The sequence below is a fragment of the Clostridium sp. genome, assembly GCF_022482905.1.
Taxonomy (GTDB): Bacteria; Bacillota; Clostridia; order Clostridiales; family Clostridiaceae; genus Clostridium_B.
The window spans coordinates 725,668-743,478 of the sequence record NZ_JAKVOI010000001.1 but is presented as its reverse complement, the minus strand read 5'-3'; the positions used below and the strand labels follow the sequence as shown (position 1 = coordinate 743,478).

Annotated in this window: 17 protein-coding genes; 3 read left to right on the top strand and 14 right to left on the bottom strand. The window is 37.9% G+C overall.

What is annotated here, in order from left to right; translation table 11 throughout:
- Positions 1-81: 81 nt before the first annotated feature.
- The 3 genes from LKE46_RS03930 to LKE46_RS03920 all read right to left on the bottom strand — a co-directional run bounded on the left by LKE46_RS03930 (position 82) and on the right by LKE46_RS03920 (position 6,947).
- Complete coding sequence (locus LKE46_RS03930; protein WP_291718624.1) at positions 82-3,633, bottom strand: GLUG motif-containing protein; 3,552 nt, start codon at positions 3,631-3,633, stop codon at positions 82-84.
- On the bottom strand, positions 3,623-6,091 hold the full coding sequence (locus tag LKE46_RS03925; RefSeq protein WP_291718622.1) for an MMPL family transporter: 2,469 nt from the start codon (positions 6,089-6,091) through the stop codon (positions 3,623-3,625). Before LKE46_RS03925 ends, LKE46_RS03930 begins: the two co-directional genes overlap by 11 nt.
- 88 nt (positions 6,092-6,179) lie before the next feature.
- Positions 6,180-6,947, bottom strand: coding sequence for an EFR1 family ferrodoxin (locus tag LKE46_RS03920; protein WP_291718620.1), 768 nt, complete (start codon positions 6,945-6,947; stop codon positions 6,180-6,182).
- Positions 6,948-7,368: 421 nt separating this feature from the next.
- Between LKE46_RS03920 and LKE46_RS03915 the strand changes: the two genes are divergently transcribed.
- Positions 7,369-7,947, top strand: a complete 579-nt coding sequence (locus LKE46_RS03915; RefSeq protein ID WP_291718618.1) for a TetR/AcrR family transcriptional regulator — start codon at positions 7,369-7,371, stop codon at positions 7,945-7,947.
- Between the two features lie 202 nt (positions 7,948-8,149).
- Entirely contained in the window at positions 8,150-8,938 is a 789-nt protein-coding gene (locus LKE46_RS03910) for an amidohydrolase family protein (RefSeq protein ID WP_291718616.1), read from the top strand.
- Between the two features lie 514 nt (positions 8,939-9,452).
- On the opposite strand, the gene LKE46_RS03905 is transcribed toward LKE46_RS03910, so the two are convergent.
- The 3 genes from LKE46_RS03905 to LKE46_RS03895 are packed head-to-tail and all read right to left on the bottom strand — an operon-like array spanning position 9,453 to position 10,855.
- A complete protein-coding gene (locus LKE46_RS03905) occupies positions 9,453-9,863 on the bottom strand; it encodes a GNAT family N-acetyltransferase (RefSeq protein ID WP_291718614.1) in 411 nt (136 codons plus the stop codon).
- A gap of 23 nt (positions 9,864-9,886) precedes the next feature.
- The gene (locus LKE46_RS03900) at positions 9,887-10,261 is read right to left on the bottom strand and encodes a winged helix-turn-helix transcriptional regulator (protein ID WP_291718612.1); all 375 of its coding nucleotides are present in this window, start codon (positions 10,259-10,261) and stop codon (positions 9,887-9,889) included.
- Positions 10,262-10,267: 6 nt separating this feature from the next.
- On the bottom strand, positions 10,268-10,855 hold the full coding sequence (locus tag LKE46_RS03895; RefSeq protein ID WP_291718610.1) for a LysE family transporter: 588 nt from the start codon (positions 10,853-10,855) through the stop codon (positions 10,268-10,270).
- Between the two features lie 189 nt (positions 10,856-11,044).
- On the opposite strand from LKE46_RS03895, the gene LKE46_RS03890 reads away from it, so the two are divergent.
- Positions 11,045-11,338, top strand: coding sequence for a hypothetical protein (locus LKE46_RS03890; protein ID WP_291718608.1), 294 nt, complete (start codon positions 11,045-11,047; stop codon positions 11,336-11,338).
- A 280-nt stretch (positions 11,339-11,618) separates the two neighbouring features.
- Here the strand turns inward: LKE46_RS03890 and LKE46_RS03885 are convergent, their stop codons facing one another.
- From LKE46_RS03885 to LKE46_RS03850, 8 genes are all read right to left on the bottom strand, one after another.
- Complete coding sequence (locus tag LKE46_RS03885; RefSeq protein WP_291718606.1) at positions 11,619-12,266, bottom strand: ABC-2 transporter permease; 648 nt, start codon at positions 12,264-12,266, stop codon at positions 11,619-11,621.
- A gap of 7 nt (positions 12,267-12,273) precedes the next feature.
- Positions 12,274-13,110 (bottom strand): ABC transporter ATP-binding protein, encoded by an 837-nt coding sequence (locus LKE46_RS03880; RefSeq protein WP_291718604.1) that lies wholly within the window; start codon positions 13,108-13,110, stop codon positions 12,274-12,276.
- Positions 13,107-13,340, bottom strand: a complete 234-nt coding sequence (locus LKE46_RS03875) for an AbrB/MazE/SpoVT family DNA-binding domain-containing protein (protein ID WP_291718602.1) — start codon at positions 13,338-13,340, stop codon at positions 13,107-13,109. Before LKE46_RS03875 ends, LKE46_RS03880 begins: the two co-directional genes overlap by 4 nt.
- A gap of 158 nt (positions 13,341-13,498) precedes the next feature.
- A complete protein-coding gene (locus LKE46_RS03870) occupies positions 13,499-14,767 on the bottom strand; it encodes a sensor histidine kinase (protein ID WP_291718600.1) in 1,269 nt (422 codons plus the stop codon).
- Between the two features lie 101 nt (positions 14,768-14,868).
- On the bottom strand, positions 14,869-15,528 hold the full coding sequence (locus LKE46_RS03865) for a response regulator transcription factor (RefSeq protein WP_291718598.1): 660 nt from the start codon (positions 15,526-15,528) through the stop codon (positions 14,869-14,871).
- A gap of 17 nt (positions 15,529-15,545) precedes the next feature.
- The gene (locus tag LKE46_RS03860; protein ID WP_291718596.1) at positions 15,546-16,301 is read right to left on the bottom strand and encodes a lantibiotic immunity ABC transporter MutG family permease subunit; all 756 of its coding nucleotides are present in this window, start codon (positions 16,299-16,301) and stop codon (positions 15,546-15,548) included.
- Entirely contained in the window at positions 16,302-17,051 is a 750-nt protein-coding gene (locus tag LKE46_RS03855; protein WP_291718594.1) for a lantibiotic immunity ABC transporter MutE/EpiE family permease subunit, read from the bottom strand.
- 1 nt (position 17,052) lies between these two features.
- A complete protein-coding gene (locus tag LKE46_RS03850) occupies positions 17,053-17,760 on the bottom strand; it encodes a lantibiotic protection ABC transporter ATP-binding protein (protein WP_291718592.1) in 708 nt (235 codons plus the stop codon).
- Between the last annotated feature and the right edge of the window lie 51 nt (positions 17,761-17,811).

Sequence of the window (17,811 nt, the reverse complement as noted above, 5' to 3'; positions counted from 1 at the left end):
AAACAATAATTTTTACAACACTCTTTTTGTAGTTAAACTTATTCCCCAACCCATAAAAAATACTTCAATACTCCTATGACTTTATCTATTTCCCATTTTTTTTATTAGTTTCTTAAAATAGGCCTTTATCTGAATCAATTTTCCTCTGCGATACAACAGGAACAGTATCGTAATAATGATGAACAAACTAGCTAAAGCTATCCAGGCAGCCAGATATTCCAGAAAAATATTGGGCTGCATCGTAACAGCAAACACGCTCTGTGGCTCCATCATAAAAACTAGATAGCTGCCATCCGCTTTATAAGCTTCTTCTTCCCAACCAGAACCCTTTTTGACCAAAATATGAATTTTACCACTTGTTTTGGGTGCAAGGTATCGAAATTTGATTTTTGTTGCACTTACGTGTAGGCCGTTGACCGCCACCTTCCAAGACTCCAGGATACTCTGATCATTTACTGAAATCATTTTGCTTTTCGTTTCTGCTTTAGACAGGGTAATGACTGCGCCCTTCTCGAAAGAGGACTCCGCTATAAGAATTGGGCGTGCAGGTTTCCCTCGAGTTCGCTTGCTGGCAATGGCAGTAACCAGAGGGTCATACTCTGCTTCAAATGTCTCATTAAAAGTCAAATTGCTGTAATCATAATCAGGCCATTTCGCAGAATACCCGGATTTTAGTTTGATTTCAGGCAGCATCTTGGTGGAGATAGACTCCCCATAATGGAATGGAATTACGGCTATTTCCTTGCCGTCCACCAGAAAGCGGAGTTTTAGATTTTTAAATTCAGTCGGCATGTCTTCTGCCATGATAAAATTATTATATTCCTGAGGAACCGCTTTTCCACTATAGCTTATTCCGTCAACCCCATTCCACTGATTTTCAACAAAATAGTTATCAGTAATGTTCCCGTCACCAGCTCCTGCAATAGATCCCGTGTGCTCTCCATCACTGTTTATTCTAACGAAAGCATAACAGTTATCAATATTTTCTCCCGAACCTGCAATGCCTCCAACATAGCTTTTTCCGGAAATCTCCGTGAGAGCATAGCTAAGGCGAATTGTGGACAGGGAACTGCCAGAAATGCCTCCTGCATAATTTCCATCGGTGCTTTTAATATTACCATAATTCTGGCAGCCATATACCGTTCCTAAATCTGCTTCTCCTGCAATTCCGCCGGCGCAGTTCTTTTTTGTAGTAATCTCTCCTCTGTTATAGGATTGATAAATGACAGCTCTTGTTTTGTATGCGAAATTCAGTGATTTTGTTCCAGTAGTTTGAGGATTGAGAACATCATTCTCCCGGTCAAATTCATAAAATATTGACATGGAACCCGCTATCCCACCTGCAGAAACATCTCCGCTCACAACACCGGTGTTTTCAGAGAAGGCAACCTTTCCTTCCTTAGCATCGGCCAGTTCTTTATCCGAAATGTCTTGAAAAAGGTTGGCATCCTCCTTTTGTTCATTGGAGCTGGCTAATTCTTCACCAATATTATTCATCTCCGCAGTAATCGCTTTTAGATCATTTGTTACCGCAGTGCCAGCATCTGCCGCAAGGTTGTTTATTGTTTCAATGCCGGAGGTTATTTCAGAAAGGGATTCATAAAGCTGATCCAGATGATCAGAATAGGATTCATCAGGAACTGGAAGCTGAATAATCGGCTCTTCTGTCAATTCTGAAATAATTTGCTCCATTTTTGCAGAGGCATCACTCAAATCGGCAAGTGCGGAAGACAGGTTGTTTGATGCGTCCTTAAAAGATCCAAGACCTTCACCAAGATCATTACTTGCCTTATACATTTCATTAAAAGCACCACTAATTTTATCGAAACCTTCGGTCACATTATCAACCGCTTCATTAAAAGATTCCAAAGCAGAAGCCATTCTACTTGCAAAACCATCAAGATCGATTGAGGGTAATGAATTGCCAATAACAGCGGACAAATCGGCACTAATCTGTGAAAAAGCTGTAATGAGCTTCGTAGTACCGGAAGACAAATCGGCAAGCGCCTGATTGAGTTCATCATAAGCTTCAGGATCTTCTTCGCGTATTTTTTGTAGAGCAGTCACTGCATTCTGAAGAGCGGAATTCATATCTTCAGCAGCAGACTGGGCACTAGCCAGAGCATTTTGCAGATTTTCCAGGGCAGCTTTTCTTTCGTCCTCGTCTGGTGCTGCTATCAGTTTATCAAGAGCTTCAACAACTTTATCCGAAGCATCCTGAAGCTTATCTGAACCATCTCCGAATTTATCGAAAGCATCTGATAAATCATCCATTGCCTCAGCTGCCTTGGAACTGCCTCCCTTAAAACTATCAAATCCATCTGCAGCGTTTTTGGCAGCAGCCGACATGTTGTCTGCTGCGCTTTCCAGTTGTTCGAAAACCTGCTCTGATTTTGCCAGGGAGTTTGTTATTCTCTCGCTTGAGTTATTGATGGACTCACTACCTTCCGAAATCAAGTCGGTTGTCTGATGGGCCAGGGTGTTTGTTGTCGTCAAAGCACTGTCAACCGCTCTCATAGTGTCAGTAATCTGATTTGATATGGAATTCGAGCTGCCGTGTACATCATCCAGCAGGTTGTCAAACAGACCTGACATCTTCTGAAGGTGGCTTCCTATTTTTTGAAAGGTATCCTCTGAATATTGAAGAGAAAGGTTAGGCTCCATCTGCCCCACGATACCGCCTATATTTTTACGGCCCTGAATTTCTCCCTGGTTGCTGCTGTTTGTAAGATAACCATTTTGTCTGCCCGCAATACCACCTACATTATAGCCTACATGTGGATAGCCTATTTTCCCTGAGTTTTTACAATACTGTATTATTCCGGAAGAATGCCCAGCAATCCCACCGGCATCCATATAACTTCCCGGCTCATTCAGCAAATCTCCTGTATCGGTTTCCGATGTTTGATTTTTTGAAGCATCGGTTCCCACACCAAACTTTGGAAGAATATCAGAATTACTGTTTTTAGAATCGACAGTCGTATTGGGAGTGCGCTTTTGCGTATAGACTGCATTAACTTTGCCTTTATTGGCGGAATAAAAAACAGAACCCAAATTCTTACCTGTAATGCCTCCCGCCCAACGGTCAGCCGTAATCGAAGCAGAGGAGCTGCAGCCTTTGATTGAGCCTGTAGTTTCATTTACACCTACAATGCCTCCAACAGACTTACTCCCTACAATAGATCCTGAAAAAGAGCACTTCAGTATTTCTCCATAATTGATTCCGGCAATTCCTCCCAATTCCTGCTTGCTTCCAGATGGCTGGATAGTTCCCGATACATTTAAATTAATAACTTTGCCGCTGTTCTGTATATATCTGAATAACCCCTGTACAGAACCTGCTTTTGTAATCTTCAATCCGCTGATTGTATGCCCGCCACCATTGAAAGTTCCTCCAAACGTCGGAATGGCGGCAAATTTACTATTGGAAACATCCAGATCATGCTTCAGATATACCGTTTTTCCCTGCGAATATGTATCCAAAGAACAGTCATTGCTGAGTTTGACAAGATCCTCTACGGAATTTATATAAATAGTTTTTTCATCCTGTGCCGCCATTGCAGGAATACCGGCAATATTAATAAATACTGCAATAATTATCAATAAAACTGCAATTCTCTTTTTAAGTTTCATCCTGATTTTTCTCCTCCTGTGCTGTACTTTCGGTTTCATCAATACGTTCTACTGATGTATTTTGGCTGTCAATCACCGCATCAATTTTTCCTTTCAAGTCTCCCTTGATGTTGGCATTTATCATACCCGAAACATAGCCTCTAATATGCCCGTTCAGACGTACATTGCCGCTTTGGACTTTTTGATAAGTGTCCGCTTGTAGTGTGAATCTTGTTTTTTCGATAATAATATCACCGAGGAGCAGTATCTGAGGCAGAACAAATAAAACAAGAAAAATGGAAATGATTGTTCCCCTCCCAAGACAGCTGCCTATGGCAGAGATGACAGGGTCCGAGCTGAGGAGGCCTATCAGAATTCCAGTTGACGAGAGGATAGAACCCGACGTCATAATCGTTGGAAAGGCTCCATTGACTGCCTCGCCGATTGCTTCCGAAATAGACATATGTTTCTTTGCCACAAGATATCTGTTTGTTATAAAAATAGCATAGTTGATGGTGGCCCCCATCTGAATCGCTGAAACAATCAGATAACTTATAAAATGAACACGATTATGGGATAATGCCTGAATCGCAAAATTAATCCAAATGCTTCCCTGAATCGTAGTGACCAAAAGTATGGGTAATCCTGCAGACTTGAATGTGAACAGCAAAACAAATACAACAAACAATAAAGTCAATACAGATATAACTATATCGTCAATTTCAAATGAGGTTGCCAGATCATGATTATTAATTGACTCTCCTACAAGGAAAGTATTTTCCTTGTAAAATTCCGATACCACCTTCCGTATGGTCGGCAGATACTCAAAGGTTTCCTCACTGTCTTCCGGCAGATCCAGTTTAATAACCATTCGAGAATAATTTTTACCCTGCAGTTGTTTTGTCGCCATTACAAGCTGCTTATGGATTTCATCTAAATTTTCTCCTGTATCGGAAGGCAGTGTCACATAGCCTTCCTGAACCTTTTGATATGCATACATGAAAATTTCATAAAGTGTTACACTCCGATTATTAAACTCGTTTACCAGATACCCATATTCTTCATGCTCGAGGCTATAGGCTGCATAAAGCAGTCTTGTGTCATTAATGTCCATATTTGTAAGTTCGGCAAACATTCTCGGAGTCATCTTATCTGTCAGCACATAATCGTCTACTTTTATATTTCCAAGACCAGTGACTGCTGTGACATGTTTTATTTTGCTCAGAGCAGTAAGCAGCTCCCCTTCTTTTTCATAATCCCCGGAAGGAACAACCACTGCCAGAATATTCGGCTGCCCGAAAGTTTCTTTTATTTTCCGATCGGCAATCTGTGTTTCACTTTGTCTAATTGTCGGGATGTCCTTCTGACCAAAGGCAAATTCAGTTTGACGGCTCAGATAAAAAGTTACAATCAGAAGAGGTATGAATAACAAAGGCACGATATACTTTGTCGTGTTAGCCAGCTTTCCAATAAAACCTATTGTAGGTACAAATGTCCGGTGGCCGGTTTTGTCAATTCCTTTATGAAAAAGCATGAGTAATCCAGGCATTAAAAGAAGAACGCTCATAAGACTGCATACAATGGCCTTGATCATGACAATTCCCATATCATAACCCAGTCGAAATCGCATAAACATTAGAGCAGCCAAACTTACGATAGCGGTAAGACTGCTGGAGCCAATTTCTATAGCACCCTTGCTCAATGCTGTAATAGTGGCCTCCCTTGGTTCTTTTGTTTCTCTTTCTTCGGTATAACGGTGGCATAGAACAACAGCATAGTCAATAGCAAGGGCCAATTGCAGCACAATAGCTATGGAATTTGTAATGAAAGATATTGTGCCCAATAAATAATTGGTCCCCATATTCAGAACAGCTGCAACAGCGAATACAATTAATAGAACAGGAATTTCCATATATGTCTTGGAGGTAAACAGCAAAACTCCCAAAACAATTATAACCGTAATTATGAGGACAGAGGTCATTTCTTTTGCCAGGTCCTTCGCACTATCTGCCCCCACAGTACTTGATACGTAAAAATCATATCCTGAAAGCATTTTTCTGATATTGGACATGGCATCAATGCTTATTTTATCCTTTTCCTGTCCGTCAAATGTAATGTCAAACAGGGCAGATGCCGATTTGAAATGCTTGCTGCTGTTATCGAAATCAACAGAAGAAACCCCTTCTGTTTCCTTTATTTTTTTACTGAGTTCTTCTGCCTGATCGTAGCTGATATTAGATACCATTACACTGGCTGTACCAAATGTAGTAAATTCTTTGTTCATTACGTTCAGGCCAAGGCGTGTTTCAGAATCAGCCGGCAGGTAGCTGGTAATATCATTGTTAATCGAGACTTTTGGAATCGAAACAATGCAATAGATTATGGCAACGATAAACATCAGAAAAAATCCATGCCGTTTATCCACAATAAATGTTGAAATTTTCTTCATAATATTATTATCTTGTGATTTATTTTCCATTTATAATATGAACCTCCATGTTCTGATCTTTTTGTGACAGTTAATTTACCCTTTTGCAAACGAAGCCATCAAATCATGGGGAAGAATTTTATATTGTTACATTTGGATTGACATACTGGCCGTGATTTTTAGTTTTATTTCCATATTGAATTGAAAACTTCGGGCAGCGATGCAGACACCCAAGACATAATGTGCACTTTTCCTTAACCCATACCGGCCTGCCATTCTGTATCTCAATAGCCGCAATCGGACATTTTTTAGCACAGAGCTCGCAGCTGATACAACTATCATCCACTGTAAAATACTTTGTCTGCCGCTTTTTTTCATACTGGGGATATAATAATTTGACCGCTAGCATAGGCATCTTTCGGTGACTGAAATCTCCGTCAATCTCCCGCTTGATCTTCCCGACCACTTCCTCAATCTGCTTCTCGGCCTCGTGATTGATTTTCTCTATTTTCTTTTTATCGGTAAGATCAAAGACCGGAGTCCATGTATCAGGCATCCGCACACTAAACCTGCTGTTTAAGTACAAGCCTCTTTTTTTTAGAAGCTCATTGACCATACGTCCCACCTGCCCAGTTGTGGTTCCAAATGTCGCCACATGATAAATATAAGGTTCGTATGAATCCGGAATCCATAGTTTCAATTTTTCAAGAAACTCATATACAATGGAAGGTACTCCCCAAAAATAGGTTGGTGTAACAAATCCAATTTTTTCTTTATCCCTTATCGCAAATGTGAACCTCCAATTTTTAACACAATCTGCAATGTCAATGATTTCTTCCTCTGTCCCTGCTACGATTTTTAAAGCTACATATTTGCTGTTTCCTGTTGCTGAAAAATAAAAGATCATACTTGTATCCTCCTTATCTTTCTAATATAACACCAAAATTATAGGACTATTCAGCGGCGAATCACATTGGCAAAGCAGTTATAACTACAATAGACATCTGTAGTGACTCCTTTCTGTTCTTTATAACTTTAATTTCTTCATTTTCCCACAGTACCTAAATACCAGACGAGTCTGTCATTCTCCATCCGAATATTGGATATAGACAAACAGCCATGCATTTGTCATCGACGTGAAATTTTGTATCAGATCGGGACAGATGGAAAATTGGTGCAATTATAAATAATTTTCATGTGAAAAATTTTAGTCAGTTGCAAACTTTTTGTACTTTATGATAAACTAATTTACAAAAGATAACAAGAATCAGATAATAGTTTTTGTTTAAATTTAGACAAAATTATGAATCTGCAAAGGGGATATATTTATGAAATATGATATTACAAAAAAATCAACTAAAGGAGCAGAAAGGACATTAAGTGCATTTTCAGATAAGATGTTTGAACTGCTCACGGCAAAACCTTTTGAGGAGATCACGGTAAACGAGCTTTGTGAGAAAAGCAATTATCCCCGCGCTACGTTTTACAACTATTTTGATGATAAATATGATTTACTGAATTATTGCTGGTACACCATCGGCAGGCAGATCCATCTTGAGCAATATGCAGAGCTTGATCCTAAGGAATGTCTATATATCATTTTCAACCGTGCATATGATTTTGCATCTACTTATCTGAAAAATATCCAATGCATTCTGAAATTCAATTCCACGGAAAGTTTCTTGCTGAATCATTTCCGTGGATATCTGAGTACCAAAATGCGGGAAATTTTTCGGCAGTCTTCGTGCAAGGATCACTATGAAATTCCCTATGAGATTATTGCAGATCATTACAGCAATACCGTATTTCTCATTTTAGAATGGAGCTTTTTTCGAGGAAGTGTATGTTCTAAGACTAAGGCACATAAGTATCTGAAGTATCTTTTGGATGCATTACAAAAATATTGAAGGTCGAGATTTCTCCCTTTTTGCTAAGTGAACATTCTACTTTAGGTGGAATTTGTGAGTATTGTTTCCTAAATAACATAATTTCTGCGGCATACTATTACTTTCCTTTGCCATAGTATATTACAAAAAAGTGCATACTATTAATTATATTTACATTAGCTATAATTAAGATAACTTCAATTTAAGAAAGGAATGAGATTTTATGATTATTGACGGACATTCTCATCTTACTCTACCTATCCAAAATCATATAGAAACCATGAATAAGGCAGGAGTCGATAAAACAGTGCTATTTTCTACATCTTTTCATCCTGAATTAGCTAAAAATGCAATACAGGTGAAAGATTCAATGCAATATCTAAATGACTTATTAGCTGGCAGGAAAGGAAATATGACTGAAGTACGCAAAAAATCAGTCCATGAATTAGTAAATGCTATAAAAAAATACCCAGATCGTTATGTTGGATTTGGTGCCGTACCTCCAGTTTTAAATTTAAAAGATACAACTGAATATGTAAATAATACTATTTTCAAGAATCATTTAGCTGGTATTGGAGAATTTACTTTGGGAAGCGGACAGTCTCATCTTTTAAAAAATATATTCAAAGTATCAAGTGAATTCAATAACCTTCCTATTTGGATACATGCCTTTTTCCCGACTACACTTGAAGATATTAAATCCATATCTATATTTGCACACAACTATCCTTCGGTACCTGTTATTCTAGGACATCTGGGAGGAGTTAACTGGCTTGAGACAATGGATATTGTAAAAGAAACTTCCAATTTATTTCTTGATACTTCTGCATACTATTCTACATTCGTACTGAAAACTGTAATCAATGAAATCCCTGAAAAATGTATCTTTGGAGTAGACAGACCTTTTGGTGACCTTGAACTTTCCATAGAAGCCATACTTAAAACTGCTGAATCCAAATTTATTGCAGATGCAGTATTGGGAGAGAATATAGCTAAGCTGCTTGGAATTTAATCCAAAAAATAAGCACTATCATCACTGCATCTTATTTTTTACAATGACGATAGTGCCGATTTTTTGGTAAGCAATAGGTTATCCCTTCAAACATAATAAAACTTCCTTTGAAATTTACTATTTTATATTACTCAAACTTAAATTGGAAATTTTCTCAAATGACTTAATTGAAATTAGCTATAATCATGCTTTATTTTCTTGAGCACAAAGGCAAAAAGGGTGTCCTGCAGGATCTATCATAGTAACCCATTCACTTCCACCAAATTGAAATATTGCCTTCTTCTTCTGGCCATATAGGCGAAATATAATCTTCTTACTATTTATAATACTAGACTCTAACTCTATTATTTGTCTGTATATTACTTTTAAATAATCTTTGTTCCTCATTTTAAGAAATTTACGAAGTTACATCATAAAATTTATTCCAGCAAGTATGACTACAGAGTTTTTACTACCATGCTTATTTATCATTTGTATTGTATAGAATTCAATAATTAGGGCTTTTCTATATCTGCTAGTATTGATTATTAAAATTACAAAGTTGCATTGCTACACCATCTGCCATAATTTTGAAACCAAACTTTTCATAAAAAACTGAATTTTTGCTCTGTTCTGGCATAATTTCAATATATAAATAATCCTTATATTTCTCTTTAATCATTTCAATCATTGTTCCTGCAATTTTCTGTCCTTGATAATCGGGATGCACCAAAACATAGTGCATATATGCCACCATTTCGCTGTCATCCAGTACACGTATGAGACCTACAAGTTTATTTCCATCCCAAGCTGTCAGTACTGTGGAAGAATTCATCAATGCCTTATACAATCGACTTGGGTACTGTCCAGATATCCATCCAACTGATAAGAATAATTGCTGTACTTCTTCTTGGTTAAATTTTTTTTCCTTTGTATAAGTAATCATTATTAGAGAATCTCTCCTTTTTATTATTTATAGTCACATTTTTTACAGTGTGCCATTGTATTTTCATTATCCTCCTTGTGATAAGCTCCAGACCATTTACAGATGCTCTGTAAAATAGGAATTACAGAATTGCCCTTTTCTGTAAGGCAATACTCTACATGAGGCGGAATCTCATCAAATGACTTTCTATGTACAATACCATCTGCAATTAGTTCCTTGAGAGTAGATGTCAAAACTGTATCCGTTATATTGCTCATTTCTTTTCGAAGTACACTGTATCGTAAAGTGCCTTTTTCAGCTAAAACACATATGATTCGTGATTTCCATTTTCCGCCAAAAATTTCAAGACCATATTCAAGAGGACATCGAATGTCCTTCTGCATTTTATGTTGATACATCAAATTTCACCCCCTTGCAATATCCCAAGCACAATACAGCAAAAACAGGCTCAATATAGAATTAATAAATTTGTAGTGTTCTTCGTAAATACGCTGCATCTTAATTCCAAGTAATGCCCATGTTAAACAAGCTGTGCCTCCAACAGCAACCACCCCGATACCTGCCAAAAGTAAGACATACAAAGTGCTAATATAGGGGACAAGATAACTCATCAACAAAGTTATAATATAAAAATAGATCTTTACATTTACAAATTGAAGAGAGAATCCATCTCTAAATGATGCTTGTTCGTTCTCCCCATTTTTTAATGGCTTACTCGAAAGAATATGTACTGCCAGCCATACCATATATATACTCCCAATATATTTGAGAATATGAAGTGCTGGCGTGAGGAAAGTATTCAATCCGTATATTGCCAAGGTACAAAGAATCTGTACACAGGCATAACCTGCACAAATACCAAATATTAGTCGTTTTCCTCTTTGCCAGCCAAAGTGAGTTGTAGTATTTAGAGCTAAAATATTCCCAGGACCAGGTGTAAAAGAACAAATCAGCATATATATCAACATTGTCCAAAAAACTGCTAGTGACATTTTAACCTCCTGTGTTAAAACAAATGTAATATTATTATAGAAGGCTGTATACATATTAGCAAGTAACTATGAAATTTATTAGTAACTCATAAATTTGTAAATATATTTTTCTTTTGAAGCGATTGAAGTATAATTATATCAGGCTCAGATGGACAAAATGAGTCATATCACAAACTTGGAGGTAAATTTATGAAAGTAAATGCTTATTTGCAAATTACAATGAAAATCGAAGAATCCAACCGTGCAGATGCTGCCAAGGTTTATACTGATTATCGCGGCCCGTTTCTGAAAACAATTGAAGGTGCTCTGACTAAAGACCTACTGATTCGTACCGAAGATGTTCAGGTACTTCACGGCTTCGACAGCGTAGAACATGCACAGGCTTACTTATCTAGCTCACTGTTCAAAAATAATGTCTTTGCTGGTCTCAAGACACTCTGGAATGCTGATCCGGATGTAAAGATTTATAGCATAATTGCTTGAAACATACCATAATTTCTCCGTGCACCGTTATTCGATGTACGGATCTTTTATAAAAATGGCCTTGTATAAAATTTATTCTCCCAGTTTCTTTTTTAATATCTGCTTTAAATACAGCAGTAATTATTGACTTTCTCAAGGTCATCATCGATTCTTTCTTCATAGATTCAATCATGAACTCCATAAATGGCTGGTTCAATTTAATAGATGACAAAAAACTGTGATTTTAAAATTTCACCAGAGTAAAATTTTACTCTGGTGTTTCTTCATTGTCAAAATATACTTACAGGTCCAATTTTTCAAAAGACCTGGCGGATTTCATATACGAGAAGAATGTCATCAGCACATATAAAATGATTCCTCCAATTAACACTGCAACCTTGTATAAAATGAAATCCGGATCTCTGGTATCAAGAACATTTTTCATAAAAGGTACAATATGAACACCTGATTCTGCAGCCAGCATAAATACGGCAATTGCAGTACTCCCCACAGCAAAGGCTGTTCCGACTTTATCTGTATTCCTATAATACCTGGTGAAAAAAACAAGATTGAAGATACCAAGCATCATAAATGAAAACCCGAAAAATGCAACATTGGCATCAATACCGGCAATATTTCCAGGCAAAGTATATGTTCTCCTAATCAACGCAAAGGGAACAGCAGTTAAAATCTGAACAAGCTCCAGTATGACAACATGTAAAAACCTGGATTTCACAATATCCCTTTTACGCACAGGAAGTGTCATGGAATAAAATATATCGTTATTTTCCCTGCCGCTCAAACAAGTGAAAAAAATTGCCAGAGCAGTATAGAAGAATGTCACATAATAAAGATAATTGGGTATAAGCAGCATCGCTGACAGCAATAGAAACATAATGGATGTTGGATGCATGGCAAGATTAAATTCTTTGTAAAGCATATTTTTCATATCTTGATCACTCCCTTTCCAAGTGGACCATAGCTGATTCCAAATCAACATCTGACATTTTTGCGTTTACGTTCCTGCAATCTGCAGTTTTAATTAAAGCACTATATCCATACTTGCTCTTTTTGCACCCAATCAATTTTAATTTGAGGTCATCCGTCAATTGTTCCTCTGTAAGCTCCAATACTCTATATTGTGATAAAAATGAATTCATATGGGCATTTGCAAGAATTTTTCCATTTTTAATATATAGGATATTGTCTGCACATTTATCCAAGTCAGAGGTAATATGAGTAGAAAATAAAATTGTAATACCCTTTGCCTCAAGTTCCAGAAAAACACCAAGCAGGTCATCCCTTGATACAGGATCAAGCCCGCTTGTGGGTTCATCAAGAATTAAAAGCTCAGCATTATGTGAAAGCGCCAGAGCAAGTGAATACTTTACTTTCATCCCTTCTGATAGCTCATCAGGAGTTTTATTTTCATCCAGTTTGAACATGTCCATGTAATGACTATATGCCCTATTATCCCACTGCTTATAAAAACGGCGGGTAGTTGCTGAAATTACCTTTATCTTCTTTTTGGGATAATAATTAATTCCCCCTGAAACAAACCCTACTTTTTGCTTTATTTCAAATTCACTGTCTTTAAATTTCCTGCTGAAAAACACGATCTCACCCCTATCCGGATGGACAAAATTCAGAAGTGACTTCAGAGTTGTGGTTTTTCCTGCACCATTACGACCTATAAAACCGGTAATTGTCCCCTTTTCTAAACTAAACGAAACATTGCTCAGTTCAAAGCGTTCATATTTTTTATTTAAATCCATAACTGATAAAATGCTCATTTTTTCTCCTCCTTGTGGGAATCGGGCAGTTTTCCGTCAAAAATCATCTGTGTAAGCTTTGAAAACATACTTTGAGGTGGAATTGCAATCCCCTGCTCTTCATCCCCCAGCAAAATCAGTGTGTCACCTGGTTTAATGTTGAAAACATCTCTTGCTTCTTTTGGTATTACAATCTGCCCTTTTTCTCCAACTTTAACTGTCCACGCATATTTTCCCTTTGGTCCTGCCATCTTTATTCCCCCTAAAATTTATTTTTTGGTGTGATAAGTATGATTTGTATGATTTATTATAATAATATCCTTTTTTAATATATTTGTCAATAATTCTGGCATATGTGATTGTATGTGAAATCGTTTTTTCATTGGAAGACAAAAACCAGAGTAAAATTTTACTCTGGTACATCAAGTGGCATCTCGAGTATTACAAGAGCTCCCCCTGTAATTTCAGAATTCAACAGCTTCATACAGACCCCATGAAGTTTCATAAAGGACTTTGCAATAAAAAGCCCCATGCCATAATGAGTTCTTGAGGTTCTGCTGCTGTCACCCCTGTAAAATTGTTCCACGGCGAGCTGCAGCTCCTCCTTTGAAAATCCCATGCCACTATCTTCAACTGAGAAACTTATCCTGTGATCCTTTCTCTCCAGTTTGAAATTAATCTTTCCACCTTCTGAAGAATATTCAACTGCATTTGATATAACATTTAAAAGGGCCCTGTACAGTAAATTTTCATCTCCACGAAAAAATTCCGGTACATTTTCCCCTTTGCTGATCTCAAATTGAAGATCCCTCCTAGCTGCAAGAGCCTTCCCCTGGCTTTCCAACTTTTTAAAAAATGTTTTCGTGTCTATTTTAACCGGATTAAAATCAATACTGCTTTCCGATTTTATCATATCCATAAGCAATTCCAGATAACGTTCAATTTCACCGGCACTTTCAAGAATATGCTGGTTGTATTTCATAGCCGCAGAATCACTGCAGCTCTCTTTCATAAGTTCTGCATTTCCCTTTATAATGGTAAGTGGTGTCTTTATGTCATGGGCCAGTGAAGATATTTGATTTTTTCTTGCACTTTCCATATCCCACTGTTTTTCCAGTGAATCCTTCAGTGTCCTTTTCATTTCATCCAAAGAATTTATGACCTTATCAATTTCATGGATTCTTGAATGCCGGGGATTGAAATCAAGATTATGCTGTTTTATCCGCTCTACAATTTTCATCAGTATATCCATCTCTTTTGAGAAATACCTGCCAAATTTCCCGGAGAGTAAAAGTATCCCCACTATAAAAATTAAGAATACAAAAATATATGAGACATTTTCAACATTAGGAAAATATTTCCTGAGAAATAAATTTGTAAATTGCACCGTCAGTGGATATCTGACAATACAGATTTCATCATTTCTGTAAAAAAACTTGTAATAGCCATTTCTCCCTGAATTCATTTTATTGTTTTTAAAATCCCTCCAGACCTCCTGAAATTCCCCGGCTTTAAAATTTCCATAGAGAACTTTGCCCTGTCTGCTGTAAACACCATACTGGCAGCCTTCAGGCACCAGAGCTTCAGTTACCTTCTCCGCCCTTGCAATTTCATTCCCATTTTGCTGGATTTTCTTTTCAAAATAATTGGCTGGAAATACAATATTTGCTTTCAGCATAAAATCAAATCCAAAGAAGACAAACAGAAAGAGTATAAAAGTGCTGAAAATAAAATATATAATATATTCCACAAATAAACTTCTAAAGCTTTTACTATTCTTTAAACCCATTTGTAACCAATCCCCCAGACTGTCCTTATTGGATTGCAATTAACGCTGCCAAACTTTGCCCTTATGTTTTTTATATGCTCCACTACGGCAGAGCTGTCACTTTTCCCGTCAAATCCAAATACGGACTCATATATCTTCTCCCTGGAAAACACCTGGCTGTGGTTTAGTGCTAAAAATTCACTGATTTCATACTCGCCCTTTGTCAGAGACACCAGTTTGTCTTTTACATAAACTTCTTTTGCGGACATTTTAAATTTAATTTTTCCCAGGGCAAAACTGTTGTGTTTCTCCCTGTGCTCTCTTCTTAGATGAGCTGCCACACGGGATCTGAGCTCTCCAATTCCAAAAGGTTTTGTAATATAATCATCTCCACCCAGTCCAAGTCCCTTTATAATGTCTTCTTCAGAGGTCTTCGCCGTCAAAAATATAATAGGGCAATCCACCATATCCCGGATCTTCCTGCAGAGGGTAAATCCGTCCATATCCGGCATCATTATATCCAGAAGTATCAGATCGTAATCCTGACATTTTTCCACCGTAAAATTTGAAAAATTGCTGACAGCAGTAACTTCATGTCCTTCCCTGGAAAGTGCAGCTTTTATAATTTCAAGAATACCCTCTTCATCGTCAATTGCCAGTATCCTAGCCATTTTATCACCTCATCTGCTCAATCTCCGTTTCTTCCCTCAAAAGAATGAAAGAAAACCACACTTATTATAATTATAGCAATTGTCATTGCAGTGCAGGTATAAATTCCACTTTTAAAATCTTCTATAATATAGGCACTGTTTGCAGTATTTGCATTTAAACCAATATAATAATAGGAAAATCTCACTCCAAAGGCACAGGGAATCCACTTCCATATTCCATCTCCAAGGCCTGTGAGCATCAGAGCTGAAATGAGACTTTCCCCGATTCCAAGACCTATGGACGCCCCGCTGCCGAATCTCAGGCTGCAGAGTACATGGAGAAAATATAGGAATACCATGCTTGAAAAAAGCAGTAAAACAATTTTTCCATAAATTGCTGCAGAAATGAGATTATCAACCTTTGAAAACTTCATTCCAGCTGCAAAAACACCTGCTGCAATGGACAGGGAAAATAACTCCAGCAAGAAAAGCATGACTATTTTGCTTAAAAATCCGGCCGTCTTGTACTCTGCCGTCAAAAGCTGCTGAAAATTTGCCGCATCTGCTTCCTGCTCCGCTGCACTACCTGTCACTATTCCTATTATGAGAGGAAACCCTATGGAGAATACTTGGAAATATCCGGATATCTTCGAAACTGTATTTACAGTGGAATTTGAATAGTAGGCCACAAATGCCGCCGATATAAAAAATGGTACAAGAACGTGAATCCACAAAAGAGAGCTCCTCTTTATTTTCTGGAAATCCGCCCTGACAAGCCTAAACAACTGAACCATCTATTTTGCCTCCTGTCTTTCATACCACTTTGAAGTTGCAAATGCAAGTACTAAAAACAAAACCAGAGAAATTGCAATTCCAGGTAAAATGACACCCTTTGAAAGAAGCTCCGGCCTGAAGGTCTGATTTCCCGGAACAGTCGGCAGGCCATTTGGAAGAATCTTTAAAATGGGACACATGAGCCTTGCGGGAATGGCATATGGTATCATCCAGAGAAAACCTTTTACCGCACACAATATCCCAAGCACCATATAAGCTGCCATATTTATGATAATTGTGGGGAACATTCCTATTTTGCTTCCAAGAAAAAGGCAGAGTGGAATCTGCCACAAAAAAGTGAGTGCAAGCACTGAAATTCCTTCAAACTGATTTAAAAGAGGCAATTTGAAAACACCTATACCCAGGAGGTTGCCGATAACTACAGCACCTGCCAGAACAACAGCTGAAGCCTCCGCCATAATAATCATGCACAAAAATATCTTTGACATCCACACTTTTTTAAGATCCACCGACAGTGGTATCACCGCCATGTTTTTCATTCTGCCATCCTGTTTCGCCACAAGGGTGCACAGTATGGACATCATTCCCGGAAGTATCATTACATACCACCAGTTATAGACAGTCTCATGGAAATAAGCTGCAGAAAGAAAAAGGGACACTATTATTGTAAAAACAGGTGCCAAAAAAACAAGTTTTTTTGAAAATCCGTGCTTTATCTTTAAAGACTCGGACTTAAAATATGCTGCCATGTTATTCGCCCTCCCTTCTGTATTTTCCTGCAACTTCCACAAAAAGTTTTTCCAGATCCTCTCCTGCTTTCATATCTCCCTGATATCCCAAAACTCCACCTGAAATAATTCCTATTTCCCGGGCCACCTGTTCTACTTCACTAAGTATATGACTTGACAGTATAACTGTTATACCCTGCTTTGGAAATGATCTTACAAGCTCTCTTAACTGCTGTATTCCAAAAGGATCAAGTCCGTTGGTGGGCTCGTCCAGAATTAAAAGCTTCGGATGGTTTATAAGGGCCAGAGCTATACCAAGGCGCTGCTTCATACCCATGGAAAACTGATGTGCCCTCTTTTTTCCCGTATTTTCAAGGTCAACCATACCCAGAACTTCGTCAATTCTGCTCTCCGGCAGTCCCAAAACTGTAGTTCTCACCTTGAGATTTTCTCTGGCAGTAAGGTTTCCATAAAGAGGCGGGGACTCAATAAGTGCCCCTATATCCTTTAAATTGCTCCTGCTCCAGGACTTGTTTTCAAATAAGATCTTCCCGCTTGTGGGACGCAGCATGCCTGTCAGCATCTTCAGTGTGGTGGATTTTCCCGCCCCATTGGGTCCCAGAAGTCCATAGATGGAATTTTTCTTTATCTTGAGGGATATGTTCTTCACCGCATATTCTCCCTTGAAGGCTTTACAGAGATCACTGGTTTCCAAAATCAAATTATCCATTTCAATCATCCTTTCCTGTACAAAGATGATAACAGATAATTATAAGGATTC